The sequence below is a fragment of the Kribbella sp. WER1 genome (assembly GCF_054189145.1).
The window spans coordinates 5,707,635-5,722,273 of the sequence record NZ_CM135186.1 but is presented as its reverse complement, the minus strand read 5'-3'; the positions used below and the strand labels follow the sequence as shown (position 1 = coordinate 5,722,273).

Genomic DNA, 14,639 nt, shown 5'->3' with positions numbered 1-14,639 from the left:
ACAGGGCCGCCCGGAAATGCACTCCCCGCCGGCGGCGCCCGGGTGCGACCATGGGCCGCATGCGCTGGATCGACACTCTGGAGAGCGCGGCCGCCGAGAAGCTGCCCGAGGCCGTGCACCGCTACTACCGGCAGGGCTCCGCGGCCGGCGTCAGCGTCGGCGAGGCCACCGCCGCCTGGTCGGCCTACCGCTTCCGGCCCCGCGTCCTGAACGACGTCTCGCACCTCGACCTCGGCACCACGGTGCTCGGTACGCCGGTCGACGCCCCGGTCCTGGTGGCACCGTCGACGATGCAGCGGATGGCCGACCCGGACGGCGAACTCGCGATGGCGCGCGGCGTCACCGCGGCCCGGTCCGTGCTCGGCGTCTCCAGCAACGCGGGCTCGACGTTCGCCGAGCTCGGCGCCACCGGCGTCCCGTGGTGGCTGCAGATCTACGTCGTCCGGAACCGCGACATCACCCGGCGGATGCTCGACGCGGCCGTCGCCGCCGGCGCGCGGGCCGTCGTACTGACCGTCGACACCCCGGTCGTCGGCCGCAAGGAGGACGACGGCGAAACCGTCTGGGACCTGGTGAAACCCGGCCAGCTGCTCGCCAACCTGCCCGCCGGCGACTGGACCGACGACGACCTTGCCAAGGCCGACGACCTGAACCCGGACGTGATCGGCTGGCTCGCCGAACGCACCGGCCTACCGGTGGTGGTGAAGGGCGTCCTGCGCGGCGACGACGCCAAGCGCTGCGCGGACGCGGGCGCTGCCGGCGTGATCGTGTCGAACCACGGCGGCCGTCAGCTCGACGGCTCGATCCCGACCGCGCAGGCGCTCCCCGAGGTCGCCGAAGCCGTTGCCGGCAGCAACGTCGAGCTGTACGTCGACGGCGGTATCCGGCGCGGCGAGCACATCCTCACCGCGCTCACCCTCGGCGCCCGCGCCGTGTTCGTCGGCCGCCCCGCCCTCTGGGCGCTGACCGTCGACTCCGCGCCCGGCGTGACCCGCCTCCTGACGGATCTGGCCGAAGAGCTCGCCCACAGCCTCCGGCTGAGCGGCCACGCCTCCCCCCGCTCGCTCACCCCCGACCTCATCACCGGCATCACCAACCCCTGAGCAGGCCCTGCCCCATGAAGTGGAGGGTTGCCCCCTCGAATTTCCAACGGGGCAACCCTCCATTTGAGGGGGCAACCCCCTTCCGGCAAGCAGCAAGCCCCCGGGAGGTGGTCCCGGGGGCTTGGTGGTGGTGAAGGGTGAGGGGTCAGGCGTCGACCTGGTCCTCGGCGAGGTTGCGGGTGAGGTTGGGGTCAACCTGGACACCCGGACCCATCGTGGTCGAGAAGACCGTCTTCTTGATGTAGCGGCCCTTGGAGCTGGCCGGCTTCAGCCGGAGGATCTCCTCGAGCGCGGCGCTGTAGTTCTCCACCAGCTGGGCCTCGTCGAAGGAAGCCTTGCCGATGATGAAGTGCAGGTTCGCGTGCCGGTCGACCCGGAACTCGATCTTGCCGCCCTTGATGTCCGACACGGCCTTGGTCACGTCAGGGGTGACGGTGCCGGTCTTCGGGTTCGGCATCAGACCACGCGGGCCGAGTACGCGACCGAGGCGGCCGACCTTGCCCATCAGATCCGGGGTGGCGACGACGGCGTCGAAGTCCAGCCAGCCGTCGGTCACCTTCTTGATCATGTCGTCGTCACCGACGAAGTCGGCGCCGGCGGCCTTCGCCTGCTCGGCCTTCTCACCGGTGGCGAAGACGAGGACCCGTGCCGTCTTGCCGGTACCGTGCGGAAGGTTGACGGTGCCACGCACCATCTGGTCGGCCTTGCGGGGGTCGACCCCGAGACGCATCGCCACGTCCACGGTGGAGTTGAACTTCTTGCTACCGGCCGCGTCCTTCGCCAGCCGGATCGCTTCCAGCGGCGTGTACAGGTGATCGAAGTCGATCTTCTCCGCGGCGGCGCGGTAAGCCTTGCTGCGCTGTGCCATTACTGCTGTTCCTCTCTGGGGTGTGGTCTCCGGGCGGCACTTCGCCCTGCCACGACTACTTCTGGATTAGGTGCGATCAGCCGTCGACGACGACGCCCATGGAGCGCGCCGTACCCTCGATGATCTTCATCGCCGCGTCGATGTCACGGGCGTTCAGATCCGGCATCTTCGTGGTGGCGATCTCGCGCACCTGGTCCTTGCTGATCTTGCCGACCTTGTCCCGCTGCGGGACGGCCGAGCCCTTCTGCAGACCGGCGGCCTTCTTGATCATCTCCGGCGCCGGCGGCGTCTTGGTGACGAACGTGAAGGAACGGTCTTCGTAGATCGTGATCTCGACCGGTACGACGTTTCCACGCATGGACTCCGTCTGGGCGTTGTACGCCTTGCAGAACTCCATGATGTTGACGCCGTGCGGACCGAGCGCGGTACCGACCGGCGGGGCCGGCGTCGCAGCACCGGCCTGGAGCTGCACCTTGACCAGGGCAGCGATCTTCTTCTTGGGAGGCATTCTGTCGGGTCCTTAGACTTTCTGGATCTGGTTGAAGCTGAGTTCCACCGGGGTCTCCCGGCCGAAGATCTCAACCAGGGCCTTGATCCGCTGGGCCTCGGCGTTGATCTCCGTGACTGTGGCGTGCAGGGTCGCGAACGGCCCGTCGACCACCATGACCGAGTCCCCGACACCGAAGTCGGCGACCTCGACCTTCTTCTTGGCCGCGGTCTTGGCAGGTGCGGCACCGGCTTCGGCTGCCGCCGCCTCGGCCGCCGCCACGACGGCCGGAGCGAGCATCTTCTCCACCTCTTCGAGGCTGAGCGGGACCGGCTTCTGGCTGTTCCCGACGAAGCCGGTCACCGACGGCGTGTGCCGCACGGTCGACCAGGACTCGTCGGTCAGATCCATCCGGACCAGCACGTAGCCCGGCAGCACCGTGCGCTTCACCATCCGGCGCTGCCCGTTCTTGATCTCGGCGACCTCCTCGGTCGGCACGATGATCTCGAAGATGTAGTCCTCCATGTTCAGGGAGTTGATCCGGTTCTCCAGGTTGCCCTTGACCCGGTTCTCCATCCCTGAGTACGTGTGCACGACGTACCAGTCGCCGAACTGCGACCGCAGCCGGGAGCGCAGCTCCTCGAGCGGGTCGCCCGGCTCCTCGGGCTCCGCCTCCGCGACGGTCTCGTCGTCCGTCTCGTCGTCGCCGTCGGTCGCGTCGTCGTCCTCGTCCGTGGCGCCGGCGCTGGAGAAGACCACCTCGTCCGGCGCGGCGGCCGGCTCGGCGGTGGTCAGCGGCGCGGTCTCCGCGGTCTCCTCGGCGAGCTCCTCCTCGGCGTCGTCGACGTCCGCGGCGGTCACCACCTCGGTGACCTCGGACTCGTCGGCCGCCGGGACCACCACGACCGGCTCGTCGTCGGACGTGTCCGCGTCCGGCTTCGGCGTCTCGGCCTCGTCGTCGGCGGAGTACTCGTCGTCGTCGGTCTCGTCGTCGTCCTCGTTGCCGCTCTCGTCCTCGTCGTCGAGGTCCGCGAACGGGTCGTCGTCATCGTCGTCGTCACCGAACAGGTCGTCGTCGGTGGCGTTCTCGTCGAAGTCGAGATCGAGGTCGTCGTCGGAGTCGGATACGTCGAACTCGTCCTCGTAGTCGAGGACCTCGTCGTCGCGCTCGGACACGTCGTACTCCGTCATCTGTGCATCGGGGGTCTTGTCTGTTTCAGTCCGGGCCGGGCGCCCGGGACCTACAGTTGGTCGTGGCCGGCGTTCCTCAGCCGAAGACCTTGAACATCGCCCAGCCGAAGGCGAGGTCGAGGACCGAGACGATCGCGATGACGAACACCACGAAGGTCAGGACGACCACGAAGTAGGTGGACAGCTGCTTGCGAGTGGGCCAGACCACCTTGCGGAGCTCGGCGACCACCTGCCGGTAGAAGCGCAGCAGGCCCCTGCCCTGCTTGCCCTCCGCGGGCTTGCCGGCGCCGGACGGTGCCGGGGTGCGCGTCTCCGTCACGACCTACCTCTTTCGCTAGCGGCGGCCTGACCGGCCCTGCGCCGGTCAGGATTTGCAGGGCACGAGGGACTTGAACCCCCAACCTTCGGTTTTGGAGACCGATGCTCTGCCAGTTGAGCTAGTGCCCTCTGCAATCCATCCGGACGCCGCGTGGGACCTGATCTCGGGCATGCCGGATCAGGGCCATCAACGCCCGGACTAGAGAAGTGTACGGGGTCTGAGCCACGTGGTCGAACTCAGCCTCCGCACGGGTCCCATTGCCGGACGCCGCACCGCGGTCAGAACCATACAGCCTCCAGCAGGTCCCAACGGACAGCACCCCCGGCGCGTTCCCTCGGGCGTCACCCAGTGATACGCCCCGGGCCGTCGCGGCGCCGGGGTGCCAGGATGGGCGTATGGGTTCCAGGATCTCGGCGCGGATCGGCGCCATCAGTGAATCGGCGACGCTGGCGGTGGACAGCAAGGCGAAGGCGCTCAAGGCCGCGGGCCGGCCGGTGATCGGGTTCGGCGCCGGCGAACCGGACTTCCCGACGCCGGACTACATCGTCGAGGCCGCGGTCGCGGCGGCCCGGGACCCGAAGAACCACCGGTACAGCCCGGCCGGCGGCCTGCCCGAGCTGAAGCAGGCGATCGCGGACAAGACCCGCCGCGACTCCGGGTACGAGATCGAGCCGTCGCAGGTGCTGGTCACCAACGGCGGCAAGCACGCCGTCTACAACGCGTTCGCGACGCTGCTCGACCCGGGCGACGAGGTGCTGCTCCCGGCGCCGTACTGGACGACGTACCCGGAGGCGATCCGGCTGGCCGGCGGCGTACCGGTCGAGGTGCTGGCCGACGAGTCGCAGAACTACTGCGTCACGGTCGAGCAGCTCGAGGCGGCCCGGACCCCGCGGACCAAGGTGCTGCTGTTCTGCTCGCCGTCGAACCCGACCGGCGCCGTCGACAGCCCGGAGGCGATCGCGGCGATCGGCCGCTGGGCGCTCGAGCACGACCTGTGGGTGGTCACCGACGAGATCTACGAGCACCTGACGTACGGCGACGTACGGGCGACGTCGATCCCGGTCGCGGTGCCGGAGCTCGCGGACAAGACCGTCGTACTGAACGGGGTCGCGAAGACGTACGCGATGACCGGCTGGCGGGTCGGCTGGATGATCGGGCCGAAGGACGTCATCAAGGCCGCGACCAACCTGCAGTCGCACCAGACCTCGAACGTCTGCAACGTCGCCCAGCGGGCCGCGCTCGCCGCGGTGTCCGGCGATCTCAGCGCGGTCGACGAGATGAAGGTCGCGTTCGACCGGCGGCGCCGGACCATGGTCCGGATGCTCAACGAGATCCCCGGCGTCGAGTGCCCGGAGCCGACCGGCGCGTTCTACGCGTACCCGTCGGTGAAGGGCGTCCTCGGCAAGCCGATCGCGGGCCGTACGCCGTCGACCTCGGCGGAGCTCGCCGACGTGATCCTCGACGAGGTCGAGGTGGCCGTCGTACCGGGCGAGGCGTTCGGCGCACCGGGGTACCTGCGCCTGTCCTACGCCCTCGGCGACGACGACCTGACCGAAGGCCTCACCCGGATCGCCAAGCTGCTGAGCTGAGATGAACCTCCGAGACTCACCAACCCCGCGGCTCTTGGTGAGTGTCGGCGGTCCGATTTCTCTCTCGGCGCTGTGCGTCGGTAACCTTCTGTGATGACGCAGCGGGATCTGCGGGTGCTGCCCAAGACGCACCTGCATCTGCACTTCTCCGGCTCGATGCGGCATCTGACGCTGGTCGAGCTGGCCGACAAGCACGGCGTCCGGCTGCCGGACGCGCTGCGCACCGACTGGCCGCCGGAGCTGTCCGCGGCCGACGAGCGCGGCTGGTTCCGGTTCCAGCGGCTGTACGACATCGCGCGCTCGGTGCTGCGGACCGAGGACGACGTCCGCCGGCTGGTGCGCGAAGCGGCCGAGGACGACCGCGCCGACGGCTCGCGCTGGCTGGAGATCCAGGTCGATCCGTCCGGCTACGCGAACCGCTTCCACGGCATCACCGAGTTCACCGACCTGGTCCTGGACGCCGCCCGCGACGCGGCCGCCACCACCGGGATCGACGTCCAGGTGATCATCGCCGCGAACCGCACCCGGCACCCCCTCGACGCCCGCACCCTGGCCCGCCTCGCCACCCAGTACGTCGGCCGCGGCGTGGTCGGCTTCGGCCTGTCGAACGACGAACGTCGCGGCACCACCTCCGAGTTCGCGCCCGCCTTCCGGATCGCCCGCAACGCCGGCCTGCTCGCCGCCCCGCACGGCGGCGAGCTGTGCGGCCCCGCCACCGTCCGCACCTGCCTGGACGAACTGGGCGCCGGCCGCATCGGCCACGGCGTCCGCTCCGTCGAGGACCCCGACCTCCTCAAACGCGTGGTCGACGCCGGCATCGCCCTCGAGGTCTGCCCCGCCTCCAACGTCTCCCTCGGCGTCTACCGCCGCCCCGAAGATGTCCCCCTCCGCACCCTCTACGAAGCCGGCGCCCGCATCGCCCTCGGCGCCGACGACCCCCTCCTGTTCGGCTCCCGCCTGGCCGAACAGTACGAAACCGCCCGCACCGTCCACGCCTTCACCGACCCCGAACTCGCCGACCTGGCCCGCGCCTCCGTCCTCGCCTCCACCGCCCCACCCGAAACCCAAAAGTCCCTCCTCACCGAAATCGACGAATGGCTAGGAGCCCCCGCGGCAGTACCCGCGTGAGGTCCGGATGAGTGCGGGGGAAGTTCCGGTTGAGGGCATTGTCGGGGCGGCGGTGCGGGAATAACTTTGCGTACATGACGCCGACGAAGATTCTGCTGCCAGAGGACGAGCTGCCGACGCGTTGGTACAACGTGCTTCACGACCTGCCGACGCCTCCGCCGCCGGTGCTGCACCCGGGGACGGGGCAGCCGATCGGGCCCGACGACCTCACGCCGTTGTTCCCGATGGACCTGATCCTGCAAGAGGTCTCCCAGGAGCAGTACGTCGACATTCCCGGCGAAGTGCTCGACGTCTACCGGCTCTGGCGGCCCAGCCCGCTGTACCGGGCGCATCGGCTGGAGAAGGCGCTCGACACCCCGGCGCACATCTACTACAAGTACGAGGGCGTCTCCCCGGCCGGATCGCACAAGCCGAACACGGCCGTCCCGCAGGCGTACTACAACGCCAAGGCCGGCGTCCGGAAGCTCACCACCGAGACCGGCGCGGGGCAATGGGGTACGGCGCTCGCGTTCGCCTGCGCGCAGTTCGGGCTGGACTGCGAGGTCTGGCAGGTCCGCGCGTCGTACGACCAGAAGCCTTACCGGCGGACGATGATGCAGGTCTTCGGCGCGACCGTGCACCCGAGCCCGTCTGAGCTGACCGACGCCGGCCGGAAGATCCTCGCGGCCGACCCGGAGTCGACCGGTTCGCTCGGGATCGCGATCAGCGAGGCGGTCGAGGCCGCGGTCCAGGACCCGGAGGTGCACTACGCGCTCGGCTCGGTGCTGAACCACGTCCTCCTGCACCAGACCGTGATCGGCGAGGAGGCGCTGATCCAGCTCGCGATGGTCGGCGAGACCCCGGACCTGATCGTCGGCTGCACCGGCGGCGGGTCGAACTTCGGCGGCCTGGCGTTCCCGTTCCTGCGGGAGAAGTGGGCCGGCCGGATGTCCCCGGTGGTGCGCGCGGTCGAGCCGGCCGCCTGCCCGTCGCTGACCCAGGGCACCTACGCGTACGACTTCGGCGACACCATCGGGATGACGCCGCTGATGAAGATGCACACGCTCGGCCACGACTTCGTCCCGGACCCGATCCACGCCGGCGGCCTGCGGTACCACGGCATGAGTCCGCTGATCAGCCACCTGTACGAGACCGGTGAGCTCGAGGCGGTCGCCAAACCCCAGTCCGAGTGCTTCGCCGCCGGCGTCCAGTTCGCCCGGACCGAAGGAATCGTCCCGGCCCCCGAGCCGACCCACGCGCTGGCCGCCGCCATCGAGGAAGCCCTGCTCTGCAAGGAATCCGGCGAGGAGAAGGTCATCCTCACCGCCCTGTGCGGCCACGGCCACCTCGACCTGGCCGCGTACGACGCTTACCTGTCCAACACCATCGTCGACCGCACCTGGGAGGACGCCGACATCCAGTCCGCCGTCGCCGCAGCCCTCACCCGCCTACCGGCCCTGAGCTAACCGGACCACGCCCCGCGCTTCCACCATGGCTTGGGCTGCCTGGCCACCGCCTCCAGCCAGCCCTCCGGGATCGCCCATCCACGTCCACGCAACGCCCCGAAGTACTCCCCCTTCAAACTCTCCGGCAACCAGTACGTCGCCCGCTCACGCCCGCTGACCTCGAAGTACGTCGTACGCTGCCGGAGGCTCCACACCGTCGCCTGATTCGAGCTGTACGCAAGCCGGACGAAGTCCCACCGCGCCTGCTCGTCCTCCATGTCGTACCCGCGCTCCACCCCGCGCGCCTTCCCCACGGTCTCCTGCTCGAGCTCGTCGATCAGCTTCTGCGCCAGCACCCGGTCATCAGTCATCTCCTCCGGCAACCGCAACCCCACCGGATCCAGCACCACCGCACCCAACCGCTCCCGCGCCACCTCCAGGAACACCTCGAGCAGGGCGAACCCTTCCTCCACCCGCCCGAACCGCGCCAGCTCGGCGTGCAACGTAGTAACGGCTTCCTCGGCCACCCGCCAACTCTATCCAGCACCCACGACCCGAAGGGCTTCCCCTGGATGCCCCGGGATGCCCCGTCGTGAACACGCTCAGCAAGCGTCATCCCGGCCGACCGAGCCCACTGAACCACCCAACTCCGACACCGACCCCCGTCCACAGCCCTCGAAAACCCCTTTTCCACCAGGGATTCGGGGCATCTCAGGGCATGCCGGGGCAGATCATCCACAACGCCCGTTTTCCCCGTCGCAGAGGGTGTTCGGCGCCTTACAGTTACCGCCATGCCAGAGCCCAACGACTTGTTGCGGGCAGCGCGCGAGCGCGTCCCGTCACTCCGCGCGCCGGGCGAACACATGTCCCGCGGCGAGCTCGCCGACGCCATCTGCACCTGGCTGTGGGAGACGACCGACGTCCGGTACGAGCTCGACGGCCACTACATCGCCAAGCTCGAACGGGGCGCCGTGCGCTGGCCCGGTGCGGCGTACCGTTCCGGCCTGCGGCATCTCCTGCGTGTTGCCTCCGACAACGAACTCGGGTTCTTCCCGCCTGCCGGCGCCACGACGTTCGACCCGGAGCAGACGCCGCCGTCGATGCTCGGCCACGACGACGAGGTGCTGAACGCCGGTGACGAGTCGATCACCTTGCTGTCGTACGCCGAGGAGTCGAACGTCGGCGAGCTCACCGTCGAGCAACTCCAGGCCGACATCGAGCGGATCGCCCAGTCGTACCTGCGGACCCCGACCCGGCACCTGTTCGGCAAGAGCCGCGCGATCCGCGACCGCGCGTTCACGCTACTGGCCGGCAACCAGTCGCCGCGCCAGTCCCGGGACCTGTACTCGGCGGCCGGCTGGGCGATCACGCTGCTCGCCTGGATGTCGGTCGACCTCGGCCGTCCCGACGTCGCCGAGAGCCACACCCGGACCGCGTGGGCGTGCGCGGAGGCGGCCGATCACGACGTACTGCGGGGCTGGATCCGTGCGACCCAGCACACCGCCGCCTTCTGGCAGGACGATTTCGCCCGGGCCGCGGAGTACGCGCAGGACGGCCTGCGTTACGCGGCCGGTACGGCGCGGCTGTTCCTCGCCAGCGCAGCCTCGGTCGATCTCGCGCGTGCGGACCGTCCGGACAAGGCCCTCGAACTCCTCAACATCGCCCAGACGCTGAACGTGCGTCCGGCAGAGTCCGAGCCCGGCGGCGTGCTGTTGTGTACGCCGGAACGCGCCGAGGGATTCTGGGCGGACACCTACCTCGCGTTCGGAGACGCGCAGCACACCGCGAACCACGCCGACCACAGCGTCGCCCAGTTCGAGACGGCGCCGTACGCGCTGCGCAATCTCGGCTCCGAACGGATGGCCCGTCTGCAACAGGCGAAGGCCCGCCTGCTCCTCGGCGAGCTCGACGGCGCGCTCGAAGCGGCCGAGCCGGTCCTGCAGTTACCACCGGAGTACCGGGTCCGCCCGCTGCTCCAACGCATCGCCGAGGTCGGAGTCCTCACAGCGCCGTACGCCCGCAGCCCGAAGGGCCGGCTGTTGCGCGATCGCATCGTCGAGTTCACCCAGCTCCCGGGGCTGCCCGGTCGTCCGACCACTGCTCGTGCGAGAGGGAACCAGAGATGATGGATGACGTACGGGATCACTGGAACTCCCATCCGAACTGGCGTCCCGGCCGATCGTTCTACACCTGGCACGTCATCTTCCCCGGCGACGCGGCGCTGCTCGACCTGCACGCCGCGTACCAGCCGCCGCTCCGATCTCTCACCGGAATCTCGCTGGTCCCGGCAGAGCTTCTGCACCTGACGATGCAAGGTATCGGTTTCGCCGATCGTGTCCCGGAGTCCGACCTCGAGCTGATCGTCGTGGCCACCCGCCGCCGGCTCGACCACGTGCAGCCCTTCGAGATCTTGATCGAGCCTCCGATCGTCGATGCCGAAAGCCTGCAACTTCCGGTCACGCCGGTGAATCGGATGCGCCGGCTCCAGGCTCACCTTCGGTCCGCGATCAGCGACGTCTGGGGAACCGACTCGGTCCCACACCTGCCTGAGCTCCAGCCGCACATCTCGTTGGGCTACTGGAACAAGACGGCTCCTGCCGGTCCTATCCGCCGGTACCTGGACTCGGTCGACGGCGAGCTCGCCCGGACGCAACTGACCGACATCAGCCTGCTCGAACTGCGCCAAGAAGATCAGCGGTATGTCTGGACCGTTCGAGCCACTGTGCCGCTCGGCCTCAGAGCCCGATCGGCCGGCGACCCGGGAGCGCGGTGATGACCCCTTCTTCCCGCACTCCCCTGTCCGGGGACAGCGCAGTCCTGGTGATTCGCGCCCTCCTCGACTTCCGCAGCCTGTGGACAACCCACGACCTCGTCACCACCGCCGGCGTCGACGCCGCCACGATCCGCGCACTCATCGCCCATCTGGAACAGGAAGAACTGGTAGAACGCCACACCCAGGGCGTCGTCTCCGTTCCCAACTGGCTGACCCTCCTGCACCGCTGGAACAAGGACTTCCGCTTCAGCGACTGTGCCCTGACCTCCTGGCGAACCAAGCCAGGAGCACCGCCGCTCCTCGACCGCATCGCCGACAGTCCCGTCCGCCACGCCCTGACCGGAACTCGCGCGGCGCAGCATTGGGCACCGGAAACCCCCAACGGCCCAACCGTGATCTACACCCCGAACGCCGAGGCAGCCGCCAACACCTGGGAGCTGATCCCGGCGACAAGACGGACCATCGTCCTTGCCGAGCCGCCCTCCGACGTCGTCTACACCCGCACCCGCAAGACCACCACCGGCCTCCGCCTGGCCGCACCGAGCCAGGTGCTCTCGGACCTCCTGACCGGTGCGGCCAGATCACCCAAGGTCGCCGAGGCTCTCACCCACTGGATGCTGGACCACGAGCTCGACTGGCGGTACTAGTACGCCCGGATCGAGACCACGTGGGCGCGGGGGGCGCCGTTGGTTTTGTGGGCTGTCAGGCGGAGGTGGGTGGCTTGGGTGGGGGTCGGGAGGTGGTGGTGTTGGGTGCGGTGGTGGTTGTCGGTGACCTGGGCGATCGGTTCCCAGGGGGTGTCTGCGTTGCGGACTTCCAGCGTGTAGTCGGCGAGGAGGGTGGGGAGGGACTCGAAGGGGGTGCGGTGGTGGTGGAGGTTGATGAGATCTTCCTGGACGTCGGCGTCGAGGACGACCACGAGCTCGGAGAGGGTTACGGGGCTTGGCCAGGTGAGTTCCAGCCAGGGGTTGGGGTCCCAGGCGAGGTCTTCGGAGGACCAGAGGTTGGGACCGCCGTACGGGCGGGCGTAGCCGCCGAGGACCTTTTCGGGGGCGTACGCCGTGGTTTCGCCGAGGCGGAGGCACAGGCCGGTGCGCGGGAGGATGTGTTTCCAGGCGCGGAACTGTTCGGTCCATTCCTCGTCGGGCGCGGGGTCGCGGTGGGCGAAGTGCACGGTGCCGGGGAGGGCGGTCTCGGCGGTGTGGACGGCGACGTCCGGCGTTTTCCGAAGTACCAGGAAAGCGTTTGACGGCTGGGACGGTCGCCAGCTCAGCGGGATCCGGATCCAGCGTTTCTCGCCGGCCGGGAGGTCGACGGTGCAGGTGTCGACGAGTTCGGCGGGCAGGTAGTTCTGCGGCTTTCCGGGGTCGTGGAGTTCGACGGTGAGGGTGCCGCCGTGCGAGTCGACGAGCAGGTCGAAACCGTCGAGCGCCGGGTCGACCGGGAGGACCATGCCGAGGTCGGTGGTGAGCGGCACGGTGCCGGACGAGACCTCGTGGGCGGGACGGGTCAGCGTCGACGACGCGGTGACGGAGGCCGTGAGCGCGAGGTTCGCGGGGTCGTCGTCGCGGACGCCGAGGACCGAGGAATCGGCGCGGGTCAAGGCGTTCCGCATCAGGCCGAAGTTGTCGTGGGCAAGCTCGCGCGGCGTCAGGCCGTTGCGGAGGGCAACTGCCGCGCCGATGCCGGCGGCCTCGCCGATCACCGCGCAGGTCGCCATCACCCGGGTGGTCCCGAACGCGACGTGGCTCGCGCTGATGTTCCGTCCGGCCATCCACAGGTTCCGCACGTTCCGCGAGTACAGCGATCGCAGCGGGATGTGGTACGCGCCGTCCGAGAACCAGTGCTTCGAGCCGCGCTCGGACGCGTACACACCGCCGGGCGGATGCAGGTCGATCGACCAGCCGCCGAACGCCACCCGGTCGTCGAACTCGCGCTGTTCGAGGACGTCGTGCTGGGTCAGCACGTGATCGCCCAGGAAACGCCGGTACTCACGTTTTCCGGGAACCGATCCGATCCATTCCAGGGTCAGGTTGTCGGCGTCGAAGTTGCCGCTGTTCTTGATGTAGTCCCAGATCCCGTAGACGACGGCCTGCAGCTCGTCCCGGATCGCCTCGTTGTCGTCGACGACGTCCAGCTCGCCGCCCCACTCGATCCACCAGAACGCGCAACCGTTCATGTCGGTCCGGATCACCCGGCGGTCCGGGATCGCGGTCTCGGTGACGTCCCGCGCGAACGTCGGCGGCACGAAACGGACCGGTTCCCCGGCGTCCTTGCTGTAGAAGAGGATCGTGCTGCCGAGTGTGTTCGAGTCCGGTACGTCGGGCGCCCAGGACTCGTCGTACTGCGACCGCGGCTCCCGCCCGGTGCGGTACTCCGCCCCGGCCAGTACCCCGACCAGCCCGTCTCCGGAGCAGTCCACGAACACCGGGCTGACGAACCGGATCTCCTTCTCGGACCCCAGCTGCCAGCCGGTCACCGAGCGGATCTCGTCGCCGTCGGCCTCGACGGACCGCACGTCGGTGTTCAGGTACAGCGTGATCCGCGGTTCCGCGCGGACCGCCTCCAGCAGCACGAGGTCCCAGTAATAAGGGTTTCCGAGCGGATTCCGGAACTGGTTCTCGACGAACAGCTCACCCATGATGCCGGTCTCCCGCGCGAAGCTCTGGACGCCGTGCGCGGTCGCGCCGCACACCCACACCCGTACCTCGCTGGACGAGTTGCCACCGAGCACCGGCCGGTTCTGCACCAGTGCCACGGTGCTGCCCTGCCGCGCGGCGCCGATCGCCGCACAGATCCCGGCGAGCCCGCCACCGACGACGGTCAGATCGGACTGGACCTCGAGCTGCTGCATGCACGAACCTTTCAGAGATCTGGCTGTACGACGGGCTGCCCCGGCCCGTTCGGATGATGTGCGGTCAGGTGGTCGGGCACCCGCTGTGCGACGAGGACGAACAACAACCCGGCCGTGAGGACGTCGCTGGCGCGGCCGGCGAAGAACTCGGTCCAGTTCGCGCCGTTCGGCGTACCGGTGTCGAGCGTGATGTCGGCGACCCGGCTGATCGGCGCGTCCGGCATCCCGCTGATCGCGACCGCGAGCGCGCCCTCCTCGCGGGCCCGGGAGAGGTACTCGAGGGTGGTCGCGTCGGTACCGGACCGGGTCACGGTCAGCGCGACATCGCCCGCGCCGAGCAGGCCGGCGCCGATCTGCGACGACTGCGGGCCGTCGAAGAACCACACCGGGATGCCGATCCGGAGCAGCCGGATGTACAGCTCGCGGGCCGGGATCGCGTCACCCCACTCGCCGTAGATGTGGGTACGCCGGGCGCCCGCGATCGCGTCCGCGACCCGGGTGGCGGCGGTCAGGTCGATCGCGGCCAGCGCGTTCCGGAGCGCGTTCGCCTGGGTGGACGCGAGGACGTTGAGCACCTGCTCGGGCGGGTCGGCCGGGCCGATCGCGAGCCCGATGTCGCTGGTCCATCCCGCTTCCATGCCGCGCCCGACCTCCATCGCGAGTGCGGCCCGGAGCGCCGGGTACCCGCCGTACCCGAGGTGGGTGGACAGCCGGGTGACGGTCGCGGCCGAGGTCTGCGCGGCCTCGGCGAGCTTGGTGATCGAGCCGCGCGCGACGTCGTCCGGGCTCGCCAGGATGTGCTCGGCGACCCGCTGCATCGCCCCGTTCAGCTCGGGCAGGGCCCGCTTGACCAGCTGCAACGGACTCGGACTACCGGCTCTCTCCATGTCTGCCATCCCGTAA

Annotated in this window: 14 protein-coding genes and 1 tRNA gene; 7 read left to right on the top strand and 8 right to left on the bottom strand. The window is 69.4% G+C overall.

Annotated features, from left to right (window positions below):
* Positions 1-59 precede the first annotated feature (59 nt).
* On the top strand, positions 60-1,103 hold the full coding sequence (locus ACXJJ3_RS27815; protein WP_458164795.1) for an alpha-hydroxy acid oxidase: 1,044 nt from the start codon (positions 60-62) through the stop codon (positions 1,101-1,103).
* Between the two features lie 145 nt (positions 1,104-1,248).
* Here ACXJJ3_RS27815 and rplA read toward each other — a convergent pair whose 3' ends face one another.
* The 5 genes from rplA to ACXJJ3_RS27790 form a co-directional block, all read right to left on the bottom strand.
* Complete coding sequence (rplA, locus tag ACXJJ3_RS27810; protein WP_458164794.1) at positions 1,249-1,971, bottom strand: 50S ribosomal protein L1; 723 nt, start codon at positions 1,969-1,971, stop codon at positions 1,249-1,251.
* A gap of 76 nt (positions 1,972-2,047) precedes the next feature.
* Positions 2,048-2,479 (bottom strand): 50S ribosomal protein L11, encoded by a 432-nt coding sequence (gene rplK / locus ACXJJ3_RS27805; RefSeq protein WP_344191578.1) that lies wholly within the window; start codon positions 2,477-2,479, stop codon positions 2,048-2,050.
* Between the two features lie 12 nt (positions 2,480-2,491).
* Positions 2,492-3,526, bottom strand: coding sequence for a transcription termination/antitermination protein NusG (gene nusG, locus ACXJJ3_RS27800; RefSeq protein ID WP_458171956.1), 1,035 nt, complete (start codon positions 3,524-3,526; stop codon positions 2,492-2,494).
* Between the two features lie 199 nt (positions 3,527-3,725).
* Positions 3,726-3,968 (bottom strand): preprotein translocase subunit SecE, encoded by a 243-nt coding sequence (gene secE, locus ACXJJ3_RS27795; RefSeq protein ID WP_344191576.1) that lies wholly within the window; start codon positions 3,966-3,968, stop codon positions 3,726-3,728.
* Positions 3,969-4,023: 55 nt separating this feature from the next.
* A tRNA-Trp gene (locus ACXJJ3_RS27790) sits at positions 4,024-4,096 on the bottom strand.
* A 267-nt stretch (positions 4,097-4,363) separates the two neighbouring features.
* On the opposite strand from ACXJJ3_RS27790, the gene ACXJJ3_RS27785 reads away from it, so the two are divergent.
* The 3 genes from ACXJJ3_RS27785 to ACXJJ3_RS27775 all read left to right on the top strand — a co-directional run bounded on the left by ACXJJ3_RS27785 (position 4,364) and on the right by ACXJJ3_RS27775 (position 8,130).
* Positions 4,364-5,557 carry a pyridoxal phosphate-dependent aminotransferase gene (locus tag ACXJJ3_RS27785; protein WP_458164793.1) on the top strand — a complete coding sequence of 398 codons (1,194 nt, stop codon included), beginning with the start codon at positions 4,364-4,366 and terminating at the stop codon, positions 5,555-5,557.
* Between the two features lie 93 nt (positions 5,558-5,650).
* On the top strand, positions 5,651-6,685 hold the full coding sequence (locus ACXJJ3_RS27780; protein ID WP_458164792.1) for an adenosine deaminase: 1,035 nt from the start codon (positions 5,651-5,653) through the stop codon (positions 6,683-6,685).
* Between the two features lie 74 nt (positions 6,686-6,759).
* The gene (locus tag ACXJJ3_RS27775; RefSeq protein WP_458164791.1) at positions 6,760-8,130 is read left to right on the top strand and encodes a TrpB-like pyridoxal phosphate-dependent enzyme; all 1,371 of its coding nucleotides are present in this window, start codon (positions 6,760-6,762) and stop codon (positions 8,128-8,130) included.
* Here the strand turns inward: ACXJJ3_RS27775 and ACXJJ3_RS27770 are convergent.
* Positions 8,127-8,636, bottom strand: a complete 510-nt coding sequence (locus ACXJJ3_RS27770) for a hypothetical protein (RefSeq protein WP_458164790.1) — start codon at positions 8,634-8,636, stop codon at positions 8,127-8,129. The two genes, ACXJJ3_RS27775 and ACXJJ3_RS27770, sit on opposite strands and share 4 nt — an antisense overlap.
* A 264-nt stretch (positions 8,637-8,900) precedes the next feature.
* On the opposite strand from ACXJJ3_RS27770, the gene ACXJJ3_RS27765 reads away from it, so the two are divergent.
* Genes ACXJJ3_RS27765 through ACXJJ3_RS27755 form a run of 3 tightly spaced genes read left to right on the top strand, consistent with a single transcriptional unit; the run spans position 8,901 to position 11,529 of the window.
* Positions 8,901-10,235, top strand: coding sequence for a hypothetical protein (locus tag ACXJJ3_RS27765; protein ID WP_458164789.1), 1,335 nt, complete (start codon positions 8,901-8,903; stop codon positions 10,233-10,235).
* Complete coding sequence (locus tag ACXJJ3_RS27760; protein ID WP_458164788.1) at positions 10,232-10,882, top strand: 2'-5' RNA ligase family protein; 651 nt, start codon at positions 10,232-10,234, stop codon at positions 10,880-10,882. Before ACXJJ3_RS27765 ends, ACXJJ3_RS27760 begins: the two co-directional genes overlap by 4 nt.
* On the top strand, positions 10,882-11,529 hold the full coding sequence (locus ACXJJ3_RS27755; RefSeq protein ID WP_458164787.1) for a hypothetical protein: 648 nt from the start codon (positions 10,882-10,884) through the stop codon (positions 11,527-11,529). Before ACXJJ3_RS27760 ends, ACXJJ3_RS27755 begins: the two co-directional genes overlap by 1 nt.
* Here the strand turns inward: ACXJJ3_RS27755 and ACXJJ3_RS27750 are convergent.
* Positions 11,526-13,736 carry an FAD-dependent oxidoreductase gene (locus ACXJJ3_RS27750; RefSeq protein WP_458164786.1) on the bottom strand — a complete coding sequence of 737 codons (2,211 nt, stop codon included), beginning with the start codon at positions 13,734-13,736 and terminating at the stop codon, positions 11,526-11,528. The genes ACXJJ3_RS27755 and ACXJJ3_RS27750 overlap by 4 nt on opposite strands.
* Before the next feature lie 11 nt (positions 13,737-13,747).
* Entirely contained in the window at positions 13,748-14,632 is an 885-nt protein-coding gene (locus ACXJJ3_RS27745; protein WP_458164785.1) for a MurR/RpiR family transcriptional regulator, read from the bottom strand.
* Between the last annotated feature and the right edge of the window lie 7 nt (positions 14,633-14,639).

Coding starts and splice junctions, on each gene's coding strand:
- ACXJJ3_RS27815 (WP_458164795.1), top strand. CDS start 60: ATGCGCTGGATCGACACTCTGGAGAGCGCGGCCGCCGAGAAGCTGCCC.
- rplA (WP_458164794.1), bottom strand. CDS start 1,971: ATGGCACAGCGCAGCAAGGCTTACCGCGCCGCCGCGGAGAAGATCGAC.
- rplK (WP_344191578.1), bottom strand. CDS start 2,479: ATGCCTCCCAAGAAGAAGATCGCTGCCCTGGTCAAGGTGCAGCTCCAG.
- ACXJJ3_RS27785 (WP_458164793.1), top strand. CDS start 4,364: ATGGGTTCCAGGATCTCGGCGCGGATCGGCGCCATCAGTGAATCGGCG.
- ACXJJ3_RS27780 (WP_458164792.1), top strand. CDS start 5,651: ATGACGCAGCGGGATCTGCGGGTGCTGCCCAAGACGCACCTGCATCTG.
- ACXJJ3_RS27775 (WP_458164791.1), top strand. CDS start 6,760: ATGACGCCGACGAAGATTCTGCTGCCAGAGGACGAGCTGCCGACGCGT.
- ACXJJ3_RS27765 (WP_458164789.1), top strand. CDS start 8,901: ATGCCAGAGCCCAACGACTTGTTGCGGGCAGCGCGCGAGCGCGTCCCG.
- ACXJJ3_RS27760 (WP_458164788.1), top strand. CDS start 10,232: ATGATGGATGACGTACGGGATCACTGGAACTCCCATCCGAACTGGCGT.
- ACXJJ3_RS27755 (WP_458164787.1), top strand. CDS start 10,882: ATGACCCCTTCTTCCCGCACTCCCCTGTCCGGGGACAGCGCAGTCCTG.
- ACXJJ3_RS27750 (WP_458164786.1), bottom strand. CDS start 13,736: ATGCAGCAGCTCGAGGTCCAGTCCGATCTGACCGTCGTCGGTGGCGGG.
- ACXJJ3_RS27745 (WP_458164785.1), bottom strand. CDS start 14,632: ATGGCAGACATGGAGAGAGCCGGTAGTCCGAGTCCGTTGCAGCTGGTC.